The sequence below is a fragment of the Burkholderia sp. Se-20373 genome (genome assembly GCF_017104705.1).
In the GTDB taxonomy this organism is placed as follows: Bacteria; Pseudomonadota; Gammaproteobacteria; order Burkholderiales; family Burkholderiaceae; genus Burkholderia.
The window spans coordinates 13,523-32,548 of the sequence record NZ_JAAGPH010000091.1; the positions used below are offsets into that span (position 1 = coordinate 13,523).

The window sequence follows — 19,026 nt, forward strand, 5'->3', positions numbered from 1 at the left end:
GCAAGACCACCCGATGAGAACCACGCCCGCAATCGAAGAGCTCGACCTGTACGTCTGGGAAGGCAAGGCGGACATTGTCGACCGCGTCGCCCGGTGCATGGCGAGCTTCGACGTCGAAGTGATCCGTGCCGACAACGCGGAGATCTCGCCCGAGCGCGCCGCCTTGCGGCCGTCGCTGGCGATCATCAGCGTGACGATGATCGAAATCGGCGCCGCGTTCCTGCGCGACTGGCAGGCCAACATCGGCATGCCGGTCGTCTGGGTCGGCGCCGCGCGCGATCACGACGCGTCGCAGTATCCGCCCGAGTATTCGCACATCCTGCCGCTCGACTTCACGTGTGCCGAACTGCGCGGCATGATCGGCAAGCTCGTCACGCAGCTGCGGGCGCATACGGCCGAAACGTCGCATCCGACCGAACTCGTCGCGCACTCGGAATCGATGCAGGCCCTGCTGCACGAAGTCGATACGTTCGCCGATTGCGACACCAACGTGTTGCTGCACGGCGAAACCGGCGTCGGCAAGGAGCGCATCGCGCAACTGCTGCACGAAAAACATTCGCGCTACCGGCATGGCGAATTCGTGCCCGTGAACTGCGGCGCGATTCCCGACGGCCTGTTCGAATCGCTGTTCTTCGGTCATGCGAAGGGGTCGTTCACGGGCGCGGTTGTTGCGCATAAAGGCTATTTCGAACAGGCGGGCGGCGGTACGCTGTTCCTCGACGAAGTCGGCGATCTGCCGCTGTACCAGCAGGTCAAGCTGCTGCGCGTGCTCGAGGATGGCGCGGTGCTGCGCGTCGGCGCGGCGACGTCGGTCAAGGTCGATTTCCGCCTGGTCGCCGCGAGCAACAAGAAACTGCCGCAGCTCGTCAAGGATGGCCTGTTCCGCGCCGATCTCTACTACCGGCTCGCGGTGATCGAGCTGAGCATTCCGTCGCTGGAAGAGCGCGGCGCCGTCGACAAGATCGCGCTGTTCAAGTCGTTCGTCGCGCAGGTCGTCGGCGAGGAGCGGCTCGCTCAGTTGTCCGATCTGCCGTACTGGCTGACGGATTCCGTCGCGGACAGCTATTTCCCCGGCAACGTGCGGGAACTGCGCAACCTCGCCGAGCGTGTCGGCGTGACGGTGCGGCAGACGGGCGGGTGGGATGCCGCGCGGCTGCAGCGGCTGATCGCGCACGCGCGCAGTTCGGCCCAGCCGGTCCCGGCGGAGAGTGCGGCCGAGGTGTTCGTCGATCGCAGCAAGTGGGACATGAACGAGCGCAACCGCGTCATTGCGGCGCTCGACGCAAACGGCTGGCGGCGTCAGGATACGGCGCAGCAGCTTGGCATCAGCCGCAAGGTACTGTGGGAAAAAATGCGCAAATACCAGATCTTCGACGAGGAGCCCGAGACCCGCGAAAGTGAGTAATTAATGAGATAAAATCGCGCTGAATTACAACGACTCGGGCGGGAATAGAACTTCATGAGCCATATGACGGGGTTGGGAAGGGCGTGCGTATTGTTCGCCCTGGCGGGAGGCATGCAGGGCGCATATGCGCAAAGTCTGGCGGACAGCGGTTCGCCGGCCGTACAGCAGGCATCGGCGCCGGTGGCGGCGATTCCGGTGATCGATTCGCAGACGTCGCTGCAGCCGCAGGCGGGCGAGTCGACGGGGCCGAGCACGGTCGACGACTTGCAGCGCCAGATCCAGGCGCACACGCTGACGGAAATGCGCACGAGCTACAACGGCAGCTACGGCGCGAGCCTGCTGTTCAACGTGAAGGACGGTGCGTACTTCGTCGCGCTGTTCCAGCAGAAGGCGTTCTGGCGCGTGATCAAGACTTACGACGAAACGCGTGCGGAAGCGATCTATCGCGATTTCTCGCGGCAGGCGGAGCGGCTGGCCGTGAACGAACTGCGGGCGGCGAAGCTGGAATCGCAGAAGGCGCAAATGGACAAGCAGATCGAAGTCACGCAGGATCGCGCGCGGCGTCTGCAGGCCGATATCTCGATCGCCCGCCAGCAGCAGGCGGCGGTCGCGGATCGCCAGAAGAGCGTGCGTAACGAGACGGCCGCATTGCAGGCGCAGCAGGCCGAGCTTCAGTCGCAACTGCGCGCGTTGCAGCAGCAGGTGCGTTCGTTGCAGCGTGAGGCCGATGCGGGCCTGCCGACGACGGCACGCTGAACCCGGCGACGGTGCGGCGACATGCCGCGCCGGACGCACAAGTAACAAGGGCAAGCCGGTTGGCTTGCCCTTTTGCTTTACTGGCCGTCCGGCACGATTCGCCGGCGGCGCGTCACGATGACCGGCCCGCTGCCGCCGCGGGCATCCGACGGCGAGGCGTTGCCGGATGCGTCGCCGGTGTCGCGCGGTGCGCCGTAGCTTTCGCGCGGTTCACGGGGTTCGCGCGGGGCACCGTAGCCTTCGCGCGGCTCACGCGAGCCGTAACCCTCGCGCGGTTCGCGCGAGCCATAGCCTTCACGCGGTTCGCGCGAGCCATAGCCTTCACGCGGTTCGCGGGAGCCGTAGCCGCCGTCGCCGCGCGATTCACGCGAGCCGCCGTGCGAGCCGTACGGGCTGTGACCGCCGCCTTCACGGCCGCCGGGGCGCCCGCCGGTGCGCGGCCCGCGGGGGCCGCTGCCGCCCGGGCGCGAGCCGCCCGTGTCGAGCTGGATCGTGGAAATCGCGCGCTTGTAGATGCCTTGCAGACCCACGGGGGTGCGCAGCATCACCAGGTACTGGTCGAACGACTCGATGCACCCCGTCAGACGAATGCCGTTGACGAGATAGATTTCAACGCGCTTACGTTCCTTGCGCGCCGAATTGATGAAGTCGTTTTGCGGATGGGATTCTGCGGGATTGGCCATTGAGGTGCGGCAGGAGCCTGCGTCAGAGAATATGTTGTGCGTGTGTGTGGCGTGTTCGTCCACAAGGTGTTTGGCGGGATTCTACCCTGTTCAATCGGGGAGCGCGTAGTCGTGATTGTGTCGAACCGTAACCCACTATAGACGTTCCAGCGCATTTTCGCGATTCGGCCAAACGGCTAATACCATTTCGTTACGTCGCGTTACGACTCTCGCACGGCCGTATCACCTGGGTTCGCGCGCGATGTTTACTTTAGTCGCGCGAGCCGGGCGGGCCGGCATATCAGGGATTCGGAACATGAACAAGAGACGATGGGCAGGGTGGGTCGGGAGCGTGGCGTTGCTGGCTTCGGGCAGTGCGATGGCGGGGCATGTCGACCTGTCGGTCGGCATCGGCGTACCGGTCGCGCCGGTCTATGTCGAGCCGGCCCCGGTCTATGTGGCGCCGCAACCTGCCGTGGTCGCCTATCCAGGCTACGGATACGGCTACTACGGCGATGACGACGACGATCGCTATCGCAAGTGGCGCAAGCACTATGACAAGCATTGGCACCGGCACCACGGCGACGACGATGACGATTGAGCCCGAGGCCAGCCCCGCCGGCGCGCATCAGAACGCGTAGTCGGGGTTTTTCGGGTCGAATGCGGTGTCGTCGAGCGTCGCCGGGGCGATTTTCTCGATCACGATCCGCTCGAAGATCTTGCCGTCGTTGTCATAGGATTCGACGGTCCGGAAATAGGGCGCGTGCAGGTCGAGCCCCAAAACTTCCTTCTTCGCGTAGAACTGCGGTCGCCCGGTCGGTGTTTCGTAGGTGAGCGTAACGACGCGCACGCCGTCGATCGTTCTGGCTTCCACATCGGTCGGCCGCTGCACGCCGGCTTCCAGATATTTCTTCCCTTCGGTCAGGTACAGGTTCGTGATGAATTCGGTGCCCAGATCCTTCACCTGGTGATTCGACTGGGCGCGCGCGAGTGCACCGTCGATCGCCGTCCACAGCGGAATCTTGCCGAGCAGGCCGCCGAGGTGGCCGTACATCTCGTCCTTGCGCTGCGTCGTGTCGTAGATGGTCTCCTGTCCGGCGTGCGCGCCGCCCGGCAGCCATTTCGCATAGACGCGCAGCGGCTCGCGGGTGGTCTTCACGAGCATGCGGTCGGGCGTATCGGACCATTTTCCGCTGATGCGTTCCTGGCGCACCATCGTGAACTGGTAGGACGGATAGCCGTTGGGACCGTTACGGATATAGAGCGGCACGGCGAGCGGATCGAGCGCCTTGAAGAGCGTCGTGAGCGTGGCGTCATCGAGTTGCGCGAGCGTACCGCGCTGCGCGGCCGTGCGCAGCCAGCGTGCCTGCTGCGCGACCGGCTCGCGGGTGACTTTCGCGAGATCGGCCGGCAGGGCGACCTCCTGCGCCGCACCCACGGCGCTGGCCGCTTCCTGCGCATGCAGGCCAGTCTGGGCAAGCGACAGCATGCACGCAACTGCCGCGGCGGCGGCATGCCGCGCGTGGCGCTTCCTTCCTTCGTTCATCGGCGGCATCTCCCGGGGCGATGGTTCGTTCAGCCTTGCTTCGCGGCCTTGATTCTGGCGAGTTCCTCGTCGCGCAATGCACGGCGCAGGATCTTGCCGACGTTCGTCTGCGGCAGCGCGTCGCGGAACTCGACGAATTTCGGCATCTTGTAGCCGGTCAGGTTCTTGCGGCAGTGCGCGAGCACGTCGTCGACCGTCAGCGCCGGGTCGCGGCGCACGACGAACACCTTGATCCGTTCGCCCTGCACCTCGTCGGGAATGCCGATCGCCGCGGCTTCGCTGATGCCCGGATGCATCACCAGCACTTCCTCGATCTCGTTCGGATACACGTTGAAGCCCGACACGAGGATCATGTCCTTCTTGCGGTCGATCAGGCGGATGAAGCCGCGTTCGTCCATCACGCCGATGTCGCCCGTGCCGAGCCAGCCGTCTGCGTCGATCACCTTGGCCGTCTCGTCGGGGCGCTGCCAGTAGCCGCGCATCACCTGCGGGCCACGCACGCACAGCTCGCCCGGTTCGCCGACGGGCGCCCAGGTGCCGTCCTCGCGGCGAAAGCGCACGACGGTGGACGGCGCGGGCAGGCCGATCGAACCGCTGAACGCGGCCATGTCGTTCAGGTCCACGGGGTTCATCGTGACGATCGGCGAGCACTCGGTCAGGCCGTAGCCCTCGACGACCGGCCGGCCCGTCACCTGCTGGAAGCGCTCCGCGACCGCGCGCTGCATCGCCATCCCGCCGGCCATCGCGAGCTTCAGCTTCGAGAAATCGCGCTTGCGGAATTCCTCGTTGTCGAGGAACGCGTTGTACAGCGTGTTGATGCCGGTGATCCCGGTGAACGTCTCGTTGCGGATGATCTTCATCACCATCGTCATGTCGCGCGGGTTCGCGATCAGGATGTTGCGCCCGCCGAGGCCCATGAAGATGAAGGCGTTCACCGTCAACGAATAGATGTGATACAGCGGCAGCGGCGTGAGCACGGTTTCGACGTCGCCCGAGACCTGGTCGGCGATCCAGGCCTTCGCTTGCAGCAGGTTCGCGATCAGGTTGCCGTGCGTGAGCATCGCGCCTTTCGCGACGCCGGTCGTGCCGCCCGTGTATTGCAGGAACGCGAGGTCGTCACGCGTGATCGGCACCGGCTGCGGCTTGCCGCGCGCCCCGAGCGCAAGCGCCGAGCGCAACCGGATGGCCTGCGGCAGGTGGTAGGCCGGCACGAGCTTCTTCACGTGCTTCAGCACGAAATTGATCAGGCGTCCTTTCGCATTGAAGCCGTCGGCGAGCAGGTCGCCGAGCGCGGTGACGACGATGTTCTTCACCTGCGTTTCCGGCAGCGCGTCCTGCAGCGTGCGCGCGAAGTTCTCGAATACGACGATCGTCTGCGCGCCGCTGTCCTTCAGCTGGTGCGCGAGTTCGCGCACGGTGTAGAGCGGATTGACGTTGACGACGATCGCGCCGGCCTTCAGCGTGCCGAACAGCGCGACCGGGTACTGGAACGTGTTCGGCAGCATGATCGCGACGCGGTCGCCGGGCTTGATGCCGATGCCTTGCAGGTACGACGCGAACGCGTCGACTTTCTGCGCGAGCGTGCGATAGGTCATCGACGCGCCGGCGCTCACGTAGGCGACGCGTTCGGCGAAGCGGCTCGTGCATTCGTCGAAGAACTGCACGAGCGACGCGTACTGCGTGACGTCGATCTCGTGCGGGACGCCGGGCGGGTATGACGCGTACCAGATGCCGTCGGTGTTCGGCGGAACCTGGGCCGCTGCGGTTGCTGCGGAAGATGACATGACGAGTCTCCGGTCTTTGCTCTCGGCGAGGGCGGGCGCTTCGGCGCCGGCCCGTGCCCCGTGCCGCACGGTCGATCGACGGGACGCCTCGACGCCCCGCACGACCGCGCGTTTCAATCAAATCGTGAACAGGAAGCGGCGCGTGGCCTCGCGCGCTCAGTTCGTGGAATGCAGCGTCGCCGTATCGACGGCGGTCGCAGCCGACTGCGGCAGCCCGAACGCTTCGCTGGCTCCCGCATCGTCGAGCACGGCCGCGAAGATCGACAATTGCGCGCTGTCGGGCATCGGCGCTTTCAGCGCGGCGACGATCAGCGACGACAGTCGCGCGATCATCTGCACGTCGTTCATCGTGCGGCCTTGCGAGAACTCGTCGATCAGGCTTTCCGTTTCGGCGCCCGCGAGCGCGCCGGACAGCGCGCCGATCGCGAAGTGCAGCCGCCAGCCGAGCTCCGTGCGCGGCAGGTGCGGCAACGCGCGCTGGAACGCGTCGAAGAAGCGGCCCGCGACGCTCGCGTAATGCGCGGTCAGGAAGTTGCGCACGAACGGCGACGGATCGGTGTACGCACGGCCGATCAGGCGCAGGAAGCCGGGCCCGCCGCGTTCGGGATTGCGCGAGGCCTTCAGCGCCGGAATGAACATCGCGCCGAGCACGTGCTCGCAGGTGATGTGCGTGCCGAGTTGCGCATCGAAGCGGTCGAGGATGCCGAGGCGCTCCTGGTTGAGCTGGTCGAGCCGGCGCGACAGCATCGCGTGGATCAACGCCTCCTTGCTGCCGAAGTGGTAGTTGACCGCGGCGAGGTTGACCGCCGCGCGCGAGGTGATCTGGCGCATCGACATCGCCTCGAAGCCGTGCTCGATGAACAGGTCCTCGGCCGCATCGAGGATGCGTGCCTTCGTCCCGCCGGTCTGCCGCGTGCCGGATGACCGTGCCCCGGACGGCCGTCCCGCGGATGGCCGCCCCTCCTGACTTACTGCCATGTCCCGCCTCCCATGCCGGTCGCCCGGCCGCGAACTGGTGATTTGTTTGTCTGATTCAAACAGCCGTTTTTATTAAGATAAAAAATCGCGGACGGAGCGGGCAAGCGGGGAATCTGGACAAATTCCTCTAGTTCGATGTGCGAATGCGGAAAGTATCGCGCGTGCCCTCGGCAGGACGGGGCACGCGCGATGATGCGGTGCGGCAATGCGCGGGTTCAGCCGACCGTGCTACGCGTATTGACCGATTGCGTCATGTCGATGCCGCGCCGCTCGCGGCTGAACAGGATCAGCACGGCGATCACGACGGCGACGATGCCGGCCACGAGCGCGAGCGCGAAGCCGTAATTGTCGTTGTTCGAAACGGCGAGCGAGGCCTGCATCGTCGCGTTGCCCGACGCGAGCAGGTTGCCGAGCTGGTAGACGACGCCGGGGAAGGTCGCGCGGAGCTCGTCGGGCGAGATCTCGTTCAGGTGAACCGGGATCACGCCCCACGCACCCTGCACGGAGATCTGCATCAGGAACGCCCCCGCGGCGAGGGCCACCGGGCCGCTCGAGAACGCCCACAGCGGCAGCACGGGCAGGGCGATCAACGCGGCGATGAAGATGGCGCGACGCCGGCCGATCCGCTCCGAGATCGCGCCGAACGACAGGCCGCCGACGATGGCACCGATGTTCAGCACGATCGTGATCCACGACACGGTATGCGGATCGAAGTGATGCTGTTCGCGCAGGAACGTCGGATAGAGATCCTGCGTGCCGTGCGAGAAGAAATTGAACGCGGTCATCAGCACGATCGCGTAGATCGTGAGCTTCCAGTTCTGCTTCAGCGTGGTGCCCAGGCTCGGGCGCGGGCGTTTTTCCATCTGCTTCCATGCCGGCGATTCGGGTACGTGCGAGCGCACGTACAGCACGAGCAGCGCGGGCAGCACGCCGACCATGAACATGCCGCGCCAGCCGATGTACTGGTAGAACAGGCCGAACACGACGGACGCGAGCAGGTAGCCGCTCGGATAGCCGGCCTGCAGCAGCCCCGACACGAAGCCGCGCGCATGGGTCGGCACGGTTTCCATCGTGAGTGCCGAGCCGACACCCCATTCGCCGCCCATCGCGACGCCGAACAACGCGCGCAGCACGAGCAGCGCGGTCAGGCTCGGCGCGAAACCCGATGCGAGCTCGAGCAGCGAGTAGCACGCGATGTTGACCATCAGCGTCGGGCGGCGGCCGAAGCGATCGGCGAGCCGGCCGAAGATCAGGGCGCCGATCGGGCGCATCGCGAGCGTCAGCGTGAGCGCGAACGCGACGGCGGGAATCGTCGACCCGAATTCGGCGGCGATGTCCTTCAGCACGAACACCATCAGGAAGAAATCGAACGCATCGAGTGTCCAGCCGAGGTAAGCGGCGATCGTGACGTTGCGTTGTTCGCGGGTCCAGCTCATGTCCGAGGTCTCCTCGTTGGCTTGCGCACGTCGTGGATGCGGATGCCGTCCCGGCTTGCGCGCGGTGCGGGGGCATGGATCGAGTGTAGGCGGCGGCGCAGGACGATGTGGGGCGCGATACCGTCGAATCGGGAATAATCCCTAGGAAATGAACTGTTTCGGAAATGGCAATGCCGTCGCGCGCAGCCGGCGACAGGCCTCTGTATCATTCCGGAAGGCTGTTTGTATCTGTTTTGTAATGCGCCCGATGCGCATCGTCACCGAATCAGGAGTCCCGATGACCGAACGTTCCGCCGCCACGCTGCCCGTGCTCGAGACTGCGCGGCTGTGGCTGCGTCCGCGTGTGCTGGCCGATCTCGACGCGTGCGTCGCGATGGATCGCGATCCCGAGGTCACGCGGCACATCGCGGGCCCGTGGCACGATCCCGTCGAGCATCGTCGCTTCGTCACGCACCGGATCACGTGCGACTATCCGCCAGGCCTCGGCTACTGGTCGATCTTCGAGAAAGCCGCCCCCGACGCATTCGTCGGCTGGATCCTGCTGATTCCCGACTATGTGGACGGCGCGCACGACGTCGAGATCGGCTGGCGGCTGGTGCGTGCGACCTGGGGGCGCGGCATCGCGAGCGAAGCCGCGGCGGCCGTCGTGCGTCACGCGTTCGACACCGTGCGCCTGCCGCGCGTGATCGCCGATATCGCCGAGGCCAACAGCGGCTCGCTGAATGTCGCGCGAAAGCTCGGGATGCGTCGCGTGAGCGTCGTGCACGACGGCATTCCTTACATTCGACATCGTCTCGAACGCAACGATCTGCGCACGTAGCGCGGCGTCATGCGTGGGCGGGCCGTCGGGCGGTTGTCAGAGATCGTCAACCGCAGGCGTATCGAGGTCATGACGTATTAACGGCTCGCTTGATCAGGAGTATCGTTGCCGGAATTTCGTAACATGGGGTACGACCATGGCGCTCGGCAACGACGTTCACCTGATTCCCGTCAAGCTGGAAGAACTGCGTCCCACGCAGATGACGGTCGGCTATCGCGAAGTGAAGGCGAAGCGCAAGCACTGGAAGGCGCTCAACAAGCGCGCACGCAAGGCCGCGATCGAATCGCACTGGTTCCCGGCCGTGCTCGGCCCGGACGGGCTGCACTACATCACCGATCACCACCACCTCGGCCTTGCGCTGATCGAGGAAGGCGAGGCGCGCGTGAACGCGATGCTGCTGAAGGACCTGTCGTGGCTCGACGACACGATCTTCTGGCGGATGATGGAACACAACCAGTGGGTGCATCCGTTCGGCGCGGACGGCACGCGCCGCGACTACGCGAATCTGCCGAAGGCGCTGACGGGGCTCGTGGACGATCCGTACCGCAGCCTCGCCGGAGAACTGCGTACGGCGGGCGGCTATGCGAAGGATGCGACGCCGTTCAGCGAATTCCTGTGGGCCGACTACCTGCGCCAGCACGTGTCGCTCGACCAGATCCGCAAGAACTTCGCGAAGGCGCTCGACATCGCACTGCATCGCGCGCATGAGCAGGATGCACGCTATCTGCCCGGCTGGTCGGGCGTCATCGCCGTCAAGCCCTGACCGCCTCATGACGACCGCCCCGATCCGCCCCGATGCCGGCCCGCAGCATGCCGACCATTTCGCCGCGCTCGACGCGGCCGCGCCGCCGCCCACGCGACGCATCGGCCTCGATGCGCTGGCCGGCCTGTCGATCGCGGGGCTGCTGATTCCCGAGGCGGTCGCGTACGCGGGGCTGGCGAACCTGCCGCCGCAGGCCGGCCTGATCGCGTTGCTGTCGGGGCTCGTCGTCTATGCGCTCACCGGCAGCAGCCGCTTCGCGATCGTGTCGTCGACGTCGTCGTCGGCCGCCGTGCTCGCGGCGACCGTGCTCGCGGAATCGGGGATGGCGCTCGCCGCGCAGCTCGCGCTCGCGGCGGCGCTCGTCGTGATGACGGGCGTGCTGTTCATCCTGGCGGGTGCCGCGCGGCTCGGCGGCATGTCGGATTTCGTCGCGCGGCCCGTATTGCGCGGCTTCACGTTCGGCCTCGCGCTGACGATCGTCATCAAGCAGTTGCCGAAGATCCTCGCGATTTCGGTGCAGCACAGCGATGCGCCGCATGTCGCGCTCGACCTGATCACCGGCGCGCCGCACGCGAATCTCGCGAGCGTCGTGCTCGGCGCCATTGCGCTGGCGTTGCTGTTCTCGCTCGGGCGCAGCTCGCGCGCGCCCGCGACGCTCGTCGTGATCGTGCTGTCGATCGCGGCCGGCTACGCGATCGACTGGCAGCGATACGGGATCGCGATCGTCGGCCATATCGATTTCAAGCATATCGAGTTCGGCCTGCCGACCCTCGACCGCAACGCGTGGATGCAAACCATCGAGCTTGCGTTCGCGCTGATGCTGATCCTGTACGCGGAATCCTACGGGTCGATCCGCAACTTCGCGCTGAAGCATGGCGACAGCGTGTCGCCGAACCGCGACCTCGTCGCGCTCGGCTGCGCGAACCTCGTGTCGGGCCTGCTGCACGGGATGCCGGTCGGCGCCGGCTATTCGGCGACCTCGGCGAACGAAGCGGCCGGCGCGCAGTCGCGCTTTGCCGGCCTGTGGGCGGCGGGCGTGGTCGCGCTGATCGTCTGGCTGCTGCTGCCGCAGCTCGCGCGCACGCCGGAGCCCGTGCTCGCGGCGATCGTGATCTTCGCGGTCAGCCATTCGCTGCATCCGTCGGTATTCCGGCCGTACTGGGCCTGGCATCGCGACCGTCTGGTCGTGATCGCCGCGCTGCTCGCGGTGCTCGTGCTCGGCGTGCTGCACGGGCTGCTCGCGGCCATCGGCGTGAGCCTGCTGCTGACGCTGCGCAAGCTGTCCGAGCCGAACGTCAGCGTGCTCGGCAGGCTGCGCGACAGCCACGATTTCGTCGACGTGGCGAGCCATGCCGACGCGAAGCCGGTGCCAGGCGTGCTGATCGTGCGGCCCGAGGCGCAACTGTTCTTCGCGAATGCGGACCGGATGCTGAACCGCGTGCGCGCGCTGATGAAGGCCGCGCCGGACGCGCATGCCGTGATGCTGAGCCTCGAGGAAACGCCGGATGTCGACAGCACGACGATCGAATCGTTGCGCACGTTCGCGGCCGAATGCACGGCGCGCGGGTTGCGGCTCGCGATCGTGCGGCTCAAGGTGCACGCGCTGCATGCGTTGCGCCGCGCAGCCGACGATACGCTGCACGACGATGCGATGTCCGAACTGAGCGTCGACGAGAGCCTGCAACTGCTGCAGGCCCGGATGACGCCGGACGGCAGCGACGGCACGACCGCTGCGTGACGGGGCGGCGCGGGGGCGCCGCGCCGGTGAGTGCTATGGCGACACCACGGCGTCGGCGGAGCGATCGATCACGTCGGTCACTTCGGCCGACGTCGGCGCATAGGCGCCTGCATGCGCACAGGCGACGGCCGCGCACGCGGCTGCGTAGCGCAGATGTTCGGCGGCGGATGCATCGGGACGCGCGAGCTGGCTCGCGAGCCAGCCGCCGATGCTCGCATCGCCGCAACCGACGGTGTCGGCCACGTCGGTCGGGAACGCGGGCTGGAACAGCACGATGTCGCGATGCAGGAGCTGCATGCCGGATGCGCCGCGCGTGACGAGCATCGCGGCGTCCGGCGCCCACGTGCGCAGTTGCGCGAGCGCGGCGGCTTCATCGAGTTCGGGAAACAGCCCGCGCAGATCCTCGTCGGATACCTTGATCCAGTCGGCGAGCCCGGCCAGCCGGCGCAGCGTGTCGCGATACGACGGCGCGGCCATCGGTGCGCGGAAGTTCGGGTCGAACGAGATCCGCTTGCCGGCCGCCCGTGCCGCTTGCGCCACGTCGATCAGGCGCGACGCGAGCGGCTCGCGCACGACGCCGAGCGAACCGACGTGCACGATCTCGGCTGCGTCGAGTGCGCCGGCGGGCAGGTCCGCCGGATCGAACGCGAGATCGGCGCTGTTCTCGCCGATGAAGAAGTAGTGGGGCGGCTGCTTCGACACGACCATCGCGAGCAGCGGCGCGCGATCGACCTGCCGGATGAAGCGCAGGTCGAGCCCCGCGTCGGCGCTCTTGCGCATCAGCTCGTCACCGAAGGTGTCGCGGCTGACCGTGCCGGCGAAGGCCGTCGGCACGCCGAGTCGCGCACCGACGCGCGCGACGTTCCAGCATGAGCCGCCGGCGACGCTGTGCCAGTGCTGGTCGTCGTCGCGGATGAAATCGGTCAATGCTTCGCCGAATACGATCAGGCGGGGAAACGTCGTCGTCATGTCGAAACCTTGTGCGGCGGCGTTGCACGCGGCCATGCAGCGGTTGATCTGAAAGGACGGGCAGTGCGGGTCGTCGCACGTCGCGACGCGGCCCGGCACCGCCCGGTTGCTCGGGCGAACAGGTGGCGCGATCAGCGCGGGGTGCTCCAGCCCTTGTAGCTCTTCACGTTGTCGCGCGTGATGAGCGTCGGCTCGATCAGGATCATCGGGTTGGCCGGCTTCTGGCCGTTCATGATCCCGTAGCCGACGTTGACGGCCTGCTGCGCCATTGCCCAAGGGTCCTGGCTCGACGACGCCTGCACGAGCGTATTCGACTTGAGCGCGACCTCGATATCGGGCGCACCGTCGACCGACGTGATCACGATGTTCGGGCGGTTCAGCTGCTTCGCGGCAAGATCGCTGCCGATCGCCTGCGGGTCGTTGATCGTGAACACGGCATCGAGCTTCGGAAAGCGCGTCAGGTAGCCCTGCATCGCGTTCATCCCGCCTTCACGCGAGCCCTTGCCGTCCTGGTCGCTCGACAGCACCTTGATGCCGGCGCTTTTCGCGAGCACGGTCTTGCAGCCGTTGACGCGATCGATCACGGCCGACACCTGCGGGCCGTTCTCGATGATCACGTTGCCCTTGCCGTTGAGTTTCTTCGCGATGTAGTCGCATGCCAGCTCGCCGGCCTTCACGTTGTTGGTCTGCACGGTCGCGTTCGCGCCGGCCGCCGCGACGTCGACCGCGACGACCGTGATGCCGGCCGCCTGCGCCTTCTTCACCGCGGGCTCGATCGCCTTCGGATCGGTCGCGTTGAGCAGGATCATGTCGACGTGCGCGGAGATGAAGTTGTCGATCTGCGTGAACTGCTTGTTCAGGTCGTAGTCGGCCGACACGGCCGTGACCTTCGCGTTCGGATTGATCTGCTTGGCGCGCGCCTCGGCGCCCTTGACGATCGTGACGAAGTACGGGTTGCCGAGCGACCCGACCGTGACGCCGATCGATTTGAGCGGCTTGTCGGCCGCGTGCGCGGCGGAAGCGCCGAAGGCGAGTGTGCAGGCGACGGCGGTCAGGGCGGCTTTGTGCTTGAACATGTCGTTGTGTCTCCGTGAAGTGGCTTGGCGGGCGGGCGCAGGGATCGGCCAGCGCCGCCAGGTTGAATGGACGGGCAGGGGCTCAGGTACGGGCCGAATCGCGCTGGCGGTAGCGGTCGAGCGCGACGGCGCCGATGATCACGAGCCCCTTGATGATGTATTGCCAGATGTCGGACACGCCGAGCAGCACGAGCCCGTTGGTCAGCACCGCGATGATCAGTGCGCCGATCAGCGTGCCGACGATCGAGCCGACGCCGCCGACGAAGCTCGTGCCGCCGAGGATCACCGCGGCGATCGCGTCGAGTTCGTACGACTGGCCGAGCTGCAGGCCGTTGGCCGCATAGAGCCGCGCGGCCGACATCACCGCGCCGAGGCCGGCGAGCAGCCCCGATGCCGCGTACACGAACAGCTGAATCGCCCGCACGTTGATGCCCGACAGGCGGGCGGCTTCCGGATTGCCGCCGACCGAGTAGATGCGCATCCCGAGCACCGTGCGGCGCAGGATGAACCACGAGATCGCGATCACCGCGCACGCGATCACGACGAGCCACGGCACGCCGAGGATCGTGCCGTTGCCGATGAACGCGAACGGCAACTGCGGATTGAACACGGTCGTGTCGTTGCCGATCAGGCGCGCGACGCCGCGCACGGCCGTCATCGCGCCGAGCGTGACGATGAACGGCGGCAGGCGCAGGAACGAGATCAGGCCACCGTTGATCGCGCCGAACACGAGGCCGACGAGGAGCGCGAACGGCACGCCGAGCCAGCCCCAGCCGGGGATGGTCGACGCGAGCAGTGCCGCGACGGCCGCGGCGGCGAGCACCGAGCCGACCGACAGGTCGATGCCGCCCGTCAGGATCACGAAGGTCATGCCGGCGGCCAGCACGATGTTGATCGATGCCTGCTGCGTGACGATCGACAGGTTCTGCAGCGTGAAGAAACCGTCGGTCAGGAAGCCGAAGCCGATGCACAGAACCAGCAGCACCGGCAGCATGCCGGCGGTGCGGATCAGCGATTGCATGCGGGCGCGTTGATCGGCGCCGCGCAACAGCGGCGTACGGGTGGCCACCGGCTGGGCCGTCGCGGAAGCGAGGTTCCGCTGCTTGGTCGGGTTGATCATTTCGGTAACCTGAATGTAAGAAAAGAAATGAAAAGGGCGAGCCTCAGTGCGCGTCGGCGAGTTCGGCTTGCGAGCCGGTGGCGAGCGCGATGATGGCTTCCTGCGTGATGGGCGTAGGCGTGTAGCCGCCGAGTTCGCCGGCGATCTCGCCTTCGCGCATCACGAGCACGCGGTCGGCGACACCGATGATCTCCGGCAGTTCGCTCGAGATCACGATCACGCCCACGCCGGCCCGGGCCAGTTCGTTGATGATCCGGTAGATCTCGGATTTCGCGCCGATGTCGACGCCGCGTGTCGGTTCGTCGAGGATCAGCACGCGCGGCTTCGTCTCGAGCAGGCGCGACAGCAGCACTTTCTGCTGGTTGCCGCCCGACAGCGCGCCGACGTTGACGTTCGCGTTCGGCACGCGGATCGACAGCGACGCAATGGCGTCCCGCGCGCGTTCGGCGCCGCGCGCGAGATCGAGTGCACCGAGCCGCGCATCGCGGTTGCAGACCGAGATGTTGATGTTGTCGCGCACGCTCATGTCGAGGAACAGGCCCTGGCGCTTGCGGTCCTCGGTCAGGTAGACGAGGCCCGCGTCGATCGCATCGCGCGGCGAGTGCGCGCCGAACGTGCGTTCGCCCACCTTCACGTCGCCGCACACGCGCGGTTCGGCACCGAAGATCAGCCGCGCGAGTTCGGTGCGGCCTGCGCCGACGAGCCCCGCGATGCCGAGCACTTCGCCGGCGTGCAGGTCGAGGCTGCAGCCGCGCACGCGCGCGCCGTCGGCGATGTCGCGGACCGACAGCAGCAGGTGGCCGGGGTCGTACGGTGCGTGTTCCTTCTTGTAGAAGCCGGAGATGTCGCGGCCGACCATCATCGCGACGAGGCGCTCGGCCGACAGCGAGGCGCGTTCGAGCGTGCCGACGTACGCGCCGTCGCGCAGCACCGATACGCGGTCGGACAGCTCGTAGATCTCCGCCATCCGGTGGCTGATGTAGATGATCGCGAGGCCTTCCTCGCGCAACTGGCGGATCAGCCGGAACAGGTGCTCGGTTTCGCGCGACGACAGCGGCGTGGTCGGCTCGTCCATCACGAGGATGCGCGCCCGGGTGTGCACGGCGCGTGCGATCTCGACGAGCTGCTGCTCCGCGATCGACAGCGTGTCGACGAGCGTGTCGGGCCCGAACGACGCACCCAGGCGCGCGAGCACGTCCTCGCAGCCGCGCGCCATCGCCGCGCGGTCGATCGTGCCCCAGCGCCGGTTGCCGCGCCGCAGTTCGCGGCCGATGTAGATATTTTCCGCGACGCTCAGGTTCGGCGACAGGCACAGTTCCTGGTAGATCACCGCGACGCCTGCATCGCGCGCGGCAAGCGGGCCGTCGATGTCGATGCGGGCTCCGTCGATCAGGATCTCGCCGCCGGCGTCGGCACGGTATGCGCCCGACAGGATCTTCATCAGCGTCGATTTGCCCGCGCCGTTTTCGCCCATCAGCGAATGGATCTCGCCGGGATAGACGGTCAGGCTGACGTTGTCGAGCGCACGCACGGCCGGGAACGTCTTGCTGATCCCGCGCATCTCGAGCAACGGACGGGGCGACTCAGATCGCGACATGGTTGACCTCCTGCGAGTCGGTGCGGGCGCCCTTGAGGATGCCGGCCCGCGGGGAGAAGTTGAAGAACATCGGCAGCGTGGCCGCGCCGATCGCACCGGCGTCGGCGCCGAACGTGCCGCGTACGAGCACCGGCGTGCCGCGCGCTTCGGGCGCGGTGGCCACGAGCGCGGCGCGCAGGCGCGTCGTGACCGCGTCGAGCAGGCCCGCGTCGGTATCGGCGTCGAGCACGACCACCGGCGCGTCGACCACGCACAGCACCGCGCGCAATGCCGGCGCCAGCGCGTCGACGCAATCGTCGATCCATTCGTCGACGGCGGGCAGGCCGCGGGCGATGCACGCTTCGAGATCGGCCCGGTTGTCGACCGTTTCGCCGTGATGGCGCAGATGGCGCACCAGCGCATGCAGCGAGGCGCGTGCGAGCAGGATGTCCCACGGGCCGCGTGGCGGCGGCGCGGAAGCCAGCCGGCTCGGCGGCACGGGAATCACGGCGATGTCGCCTGCATTGCCGGTCACGCCGCGCAGGCAGTCGCCGTCGATCGCGATGCCGCCGCCGATGGCCGGCCCGATGAACAGGTAGACGAAGTCGTCGCACTGCCGGCCGTATCCGTAGAACAGCTCGGCGATCGCGGCTGCGTTGCCGTCGTTTTCGCCGAACACCGGAAGCGACGACGCGCGACCGAGGTCGGCCGCGAAATCGACGTCCTCCCACGCGCGGAACGTGTCGGGTGCGAGGCCGAGCTCGCGCATCCACGCGCCGAGGTTGTACGGCTGCGCGACACCGATGCCGGTCAGGCGGGCGCGCTCGTGGTCGGGGAGCAGGGCCTGCATCGCGTCGATATCGTGGCGGACAATCTCGAGTACGTCTGCGGGCGGCGGCAGCAACGTGTCATGCGAGCGGCGGCCGAGCACGTCGCCCGCGAAGTTGACGAGGGCCGTTTCGATGCGCATGCGGTCGAGATGGACGCCGATGCCGAACGCACCGCTCGGATCGAGGCGGATCAGCGAGGCAGGCTGGCCGCGCTGGCCTTCGGTGCGGCCCGCGAATTCGATCAGCTTCGCATCGGCGAGCGACGCGATGATGCTGCCGACTGCCGTTCCCGTCATGCTCGCGAGGCGAGCGAGGTCGGCCTTCGACGCGCTGCCTGCGCGGCGCAGCGTCTTCAGCAGCAGGCGCTCGTTGTAACGGCGCACGTTGGCCGAGTTGCTTCCCTGGCCGAAGTGCGGGCTTCTCATGGCGTCTCCTTCCATGGTGCGCTGTCCGGCAGCGCATTAAATAAATCACGTTGATTTATTTAACCGCGCGCACGTCGGCGTGTCAGCCTAGGGAAATCCCGGTTTGGGTGGAGGCGGGATGCTTTGGTGTGGGGTGTCCGGAATCGGGGATGGAGCGCGGAGATCGAGAAAATCGGGCGTGGGATGGTTTGTTGGTGGGGTGGTCCGCGCGCGTGGCGCCGGGCTGTTGCCGGATTTGCCGCATGCCGTTAGGGCTCGCTGGCACCGGGTGTGCAAAGCCAAAGCGACTGGTTTGCTCTCCGGGATGGGGAGGTGTGTTTCCGGCGCCGGAAATGAAAAAAGGCCGGCTAGAAGCCGACCTTTTTATAAAACAGATGGTGCCCAGGAGAGGACTCGGTCACACAAGCGCGACCCCGGCTGCGCTTGCAAGCGCAGCCTTTCGAGTCCTCGCGCAAAGCGCGCAGGCGCTTTGCTTCCTGGGCTGGAAATGAAAAAAGGCCGGCTAGAAGCCGACCTTTTTAAATACAGATGGTGCCCAGGAGAGGACTCGAACCTCCACGATGTTGCCACCGCTAGGACCTGAACCTAGTGCGTCTACCAATTCCGCCACCTGGGCACGTTTCGCTTGTTGCTGCATCGCGAAAGAACGCAATTATAGCGTGTCCGAAGAGGCTGTCAACACAATTTCAGGTCGCGAACGAAAAATAATTGAGCACGCTGTTCGGTCGGGGGAAGGACGGGGAAGCGGGCATGCGCGCCACTTGCATGTGCGACGACGCCATTTTGCGATTGGCGCGTATTTTCGCGCGCCGGAAATGAAAAAAGGCCGGCTAGAAGCCGACCTTTTTAAATACAGATGGTGCCCAGGAGAGGACTCGGTCACACAAGCGCGACCCCGGCTGCGCTTGCAAGCGCAGCCTTTCGAGTCCTCGCGCAAAGCGCGCAGGCGCTTTGCTTCCTGGGCCGGAAATGAAAAAAGGCCGGCTAGAAGCCGACCTTTTTAAATACAGATGGTGCCCAGGAGAGGACTCGAACCTCCACGATGTTGCCACCGCTAGGACCTGAACCTAGTGCGTCTACCAATTCCGCCACCTGGGCACGTTTCGCTTGTTGCTGCATCGCGAAAGAACGCAATTATAGCG

At 66.5% G+C, this 19,026-nt stretch carries 16 protein-coding genes and 2 tRNA genes; 6 read left to right on the forward strand and 12 right to left on the reverse strand.

Going from position 1 to position 19,026, the window contains the following annotated elements; genetic code table 11:
* Positions 1-13 precede the first annotated feature (13 nt).
* Positions 14-1,405, forward strand: a complete 1,392-nt coding sequence (locus tag G3N96_RS25540) for a sigma-54 dependent transcriptional regulator (RefSeq protein ID WP_206138900.1) — start codon at positions 14-16, stop codon at positions 1,403-1,405.
* A 54-nt stretch (positions 1,406-1,459) separates the two neighbouring features.
* A complete protein-coding gene (locus G3N96_RS25545; protein ID WP_124575686.1) occupies positions 1,460-2,161 on the forward strand; it encodes a DUF2968 domain-containing protein in 702 nt (233 codons plus the stop codon).
* A gap of 77 nt (positions 2,162-2,238) precedes the next feature.
* Here G3N96_RS25545 and hfq read toward each other — a convergent pair whose 3' ends face one another.
* Positions 2,239-2,844: an RNA chaperone Hfq gene (gene hfq, locus G3N96_RS25550; RefSeq protein WP_206138910.1), complete on the reverse strand. Its 606-nt coding sequence runs from the start codon at positions 2,842-2,844 to the stop codon at positions 2,239-2,241.
* Between the two features lie 295 nt (positions 2,845-3,139).
* Between hfq and G3N96_RS25555 the strand changes: the two genes are divergently transcribed.
* Positions 3,140-3,424, forward strand: coding sequence for a PXPV repeat protein (locus G3N96_RS25555; protein ID WP_206138901.1), 285 nt, complete (start codon positions 3,140-3,142; stop codon positions 3,422-3,424).
* Between the two features lie 27 nt (positions 3,425-3,451).
* On the opposite strand, the gene G3N96_RS25560 is transcribed toward G3N96_RS25555, so the two are convergent.
* The 4 genes from G3N96_RS25560 to G3N96_RS25575 all read right to left on the reverse strand — a co-directional run bounded on the left by G3N96_RS25560 (position 3,452) and on the right by G3N96_RS25575 (position 8,567).
* Positions 3,452-4,369 (reverse strand): DUF1571 domain-containing protein, encoded by a 918-nt coding sequence (locus tag G3N96_RS25560; protein ID WP_206138902.1) that lies wholly within the window; start codon positions 4,367-4,369, stop codon positions 3,452-3,454.
* Positions 4,370-4,398: 29 nt separating this feature from the next.
* Positions 4,399-6,153 carry an AMP-binding protein gene (locus G3N96_RS25565; protein ID WP_206138903.1) on the reverse strand — a complete coding sequence of 585 codons (1,755 nt, stop codon included), beginning with the start codon at positions 6,151-6,153 and terminating at the stop codon, positions 4,399-4,401.
* Between the two features lie 156 nt (positions 6,154-6,309).
* Positions 6,310-7,131 carry a TetR/AcrR family transcriptional regulator gene (locus G3N96_RS25570; protein WP_089494738.1) on the reverse strand — a complete coding sequence of 274 codons (822 nt, stop codon included), beginning with the start codon at positions 7,129-7,131 and terminating at the stop codon, positions 6,310-6,312.
* 215 nt (positions 7,132-7,346) lie between these two features.
* On the reverse strand, positions 7,347-8,567 hold the full coding sequence (locus G3N96_RS25575; protein ID WP_206138904.1) for an MFS transporter: 1,221 nt from the start codon (positions 8,565-8,567) through the stop codon (positions 7,347-7,349).
* A 277-nt stretch (positions 8,568-8,844) separates the two neighbouring features.
* Here G3N96_RS25575 and G3N96_RS25580 point away from each other — a divergent pair, with 277 nt between their 5' ends.
* The 3 genes from G3N96_RS25580 (at position 8,845) to G3N96_RS25590 (ending at position 11,888) form a co-directional block, all read left to right on the forward strand.
* Positions 8,845-9,387 (forward strand): GNAT family N-acetyltransferase, encoded by a 543-nt coding sequence (locus G3N96_RS25580; protein WP_124575681.1) that lies wholly within the window; start codon positions 8,845-8,847, stop codon positions 9,385-9,387.
* A gap of 136 nt (positions 9,388-9,523) precedes the next feature.
* Positions 9,524-10,150, forward strand: coding sequence for a ParB-like protein (locus tag G3N96_RS25585; RefSeq protein ID WP_124575680.1), 627 nt, complete (start codon positions 9,524-9,526; stop codon positions 10,148-10,150).
* A 7-nt stretch (positions 10,151-10,157) separates the two neighbouring features.
* Positions 10,158-11,888 carry a SulP family inorganic anion transporter gene (locus G3N96_RS25590; protein WP_206138905.1) on the forward strand — a complete coding sequence of 577 codons (1,731 nt, stop codon included), beginning with the start codon at positions 10,158-10,160 and terminating at the stop codon, positions 11,886-11,888.
* Positions 11,889-11,921: 33 nt separating this feature from the next.
* Here the strand turns inward: G3N96_RS25590 and G3N96_RS25595 are convergent, their stop codons facing one another.
* From G3N96_RS25595 to G3N96_RS25625, 7 genes are all read right to left on the reverse strand, one after another.
* A complete protein-coding gene (locus G3N96_RS25595; RefSeq protein WP_206138906.1) occupies positions 11,922-12,857 on the reverse strand; it encodes a carbohydrate kinase in 936 nt (311 codons plus the stop codon).
* 131 nt (positions 12,858-12,988) lie between these two features.
* A complete protein-coding gene (locus G3N96_RS25600) occupies positions 12,989-13,933 on the reverse strand; it encodes an ABC transporter substrate-binding protein (protein WP_206138907.1) in 945 nt (314 codons plus the stop codon).
* A gap of 82 nt (positions 13,934-14,015) precedes the next feature.
* Entirely contained in the window at positions 14,016-15,053 is a 1,038-nt protein-coding gene (locus G3N96_RS25605) for a ribose ABC transporter permease (protein WP_039358899.1), read from the reverse strand.
* Between the two features lie 43 nt (positions 15,054-15,096).
* On the reverse strand, positions 15,097-16,650 hold the full coding sequence (locus G3N96_RS25610; RefSeq protein WP_206138908.1) for a sugar ABC transporter ATP-binding protein: 1,554 nt from the start codon (positions 16,648-16,650) through the stop codon (positions 15,097-15,099).
* Positions 16,637-17,884, reverse strand: a complete 1,248-nt coding sequence (locus G3N96_RS25615) for an ROK family protein (RefSeq protein ID WP_206138909.1) — start codon at positions 17,882-17,884, stop codon at positions 16,637-16,639. Before G3N96_RS25615 ends, G3N96_RS25610 begins: the two co-directional genes overlap by 14 nt.
* Before the next feature lie 529 nt (positions 17,885-18,413).
* Positions 18,414-18,500, reverse strand: a tRNA-Leu gene (locus tag G3N96_RS25620).
* A gap of 395 nt (positions 18,501-18,895) precedes the next feature.
* Positions 18,896-18,982 (reverse strand) — tRNA-Leu (locus G3N96_RS25625).
* Positions 18,983-19,026: the final 44 nt, after the last annotated feature.

Bases quoted from the DNA above. Each gene is read 5' to 3' on its own strand.
- G3N96_RS25575 (WP_206138904.1), bottom strand. From the start codon at position 8,567: ATGAGCTGGACCCGCGAACAACGCAACGTCACGATCGCCGCTTACCTC.
- G3N96_RS25555 (WP_206138901.1), top strand. From the start codon at position 3,140: ATGAACAAGAGACGATGGGCAGGGTGGGTCGGGAGCGTGGCGTTGCTG.
- G3N96_RS25560 (WP_206138902.1), bottom strand. From the start codon at position 4,369: ATGAACGAAGGAAGGAAGCGCCACGCGCGGCATGCCGCCGCCGCGGCA.
- G3N96_RS25570 (WP_089494738.1), bottom strand. From the start codon at position 7,131: ATGGCAGTAAGTCAGGAGGGGCGGCCATCCGCGGGACGGCCGTCCGGG.
- G3N96_RS25615 (WP_206138909.1), bottom strand. From the start codon at position 17,884: ATGAGAAGCCCGCACTTCGGCCAGGGAAGCAACTCGGCCAACGTGCGC.
- hfq (WP_206138910.1), bottom strand. From the start codon at position 2,844: ATGGCCAATCCCGCAGAATCCCATCCGCAAAACGACTTCATCAATTCG.
- G3N96_RS25585 (WP_124575680.1), top strand. From the start codon at position 9,524: ATGGCGCTCGGCAACGACGTTCACCTGATTCCCGTCAAGCTGGAAGAA.
- G3N96_RS25565 (WP_206138903.1), bottom strand. From the start codon at position 6,153: ATGTCATCTTCCGCAGCAACCGCAGCGGCCCAGGTTCCGCCGAACACC.
- G3N96_RS25605 (WP_039358899.1), bottom strand. From the start codon at position 15,053: ATGATCAACCCGACCAAGCAGCGGAACCTCGCTTCCGCGACGGCCCAG.
- G3N96_RS25540 (WP_206138900.1), top strand. From the start codon at position 14: ATGAGAACCACGCCCGCAATCGAAGAGCTCGACCTGTACGTCTGGGAA.
- G3N96_RS25545 (WP_124575686.1), top strand. From the start codon at position 1,460: ATGAGCCATATGACGGGGTTGGGAAGGGCGTGCGTATTGTTCGCCCTG.
- G3N96_RS25610 (WP_206138908.1), bottom strand. From the start codon at position 16,650: ATGTCGCGATCTGAGTCGCCCCGTCCGTTGCTCGAGATGCGCGGGATC.
- G3N96_RS25595 (WP_206138906.1), bottom strand. From the start codon at position 12,857: ATGACGACGACGTTTCCCCGCCTGATCGTATTCGGCGAAGCATTGACC.
- G3N96_RS25590 (WP_206138905.1), top strand. From the start codon at position 10,158: ATGACGACCGCCCCGATCCGCCCCGATGCCGGCCCGCAGCATGCCGAC.
- G3N96_RS25580 (WP_124575681.1), top strand. From the start codon at position 8,845: ATGACCGAACGTTCCGCCGCCACGCTGCCCGTGCTCGAGACTGCGCGG.
- G3N96_RS25600 (WP_206138907.1), bottom strand. From the start codon at position 13,933: ATGTTCAAGCACAAAGCCGCCCTGACCGCCGTCGCCTGCACACTCGCC.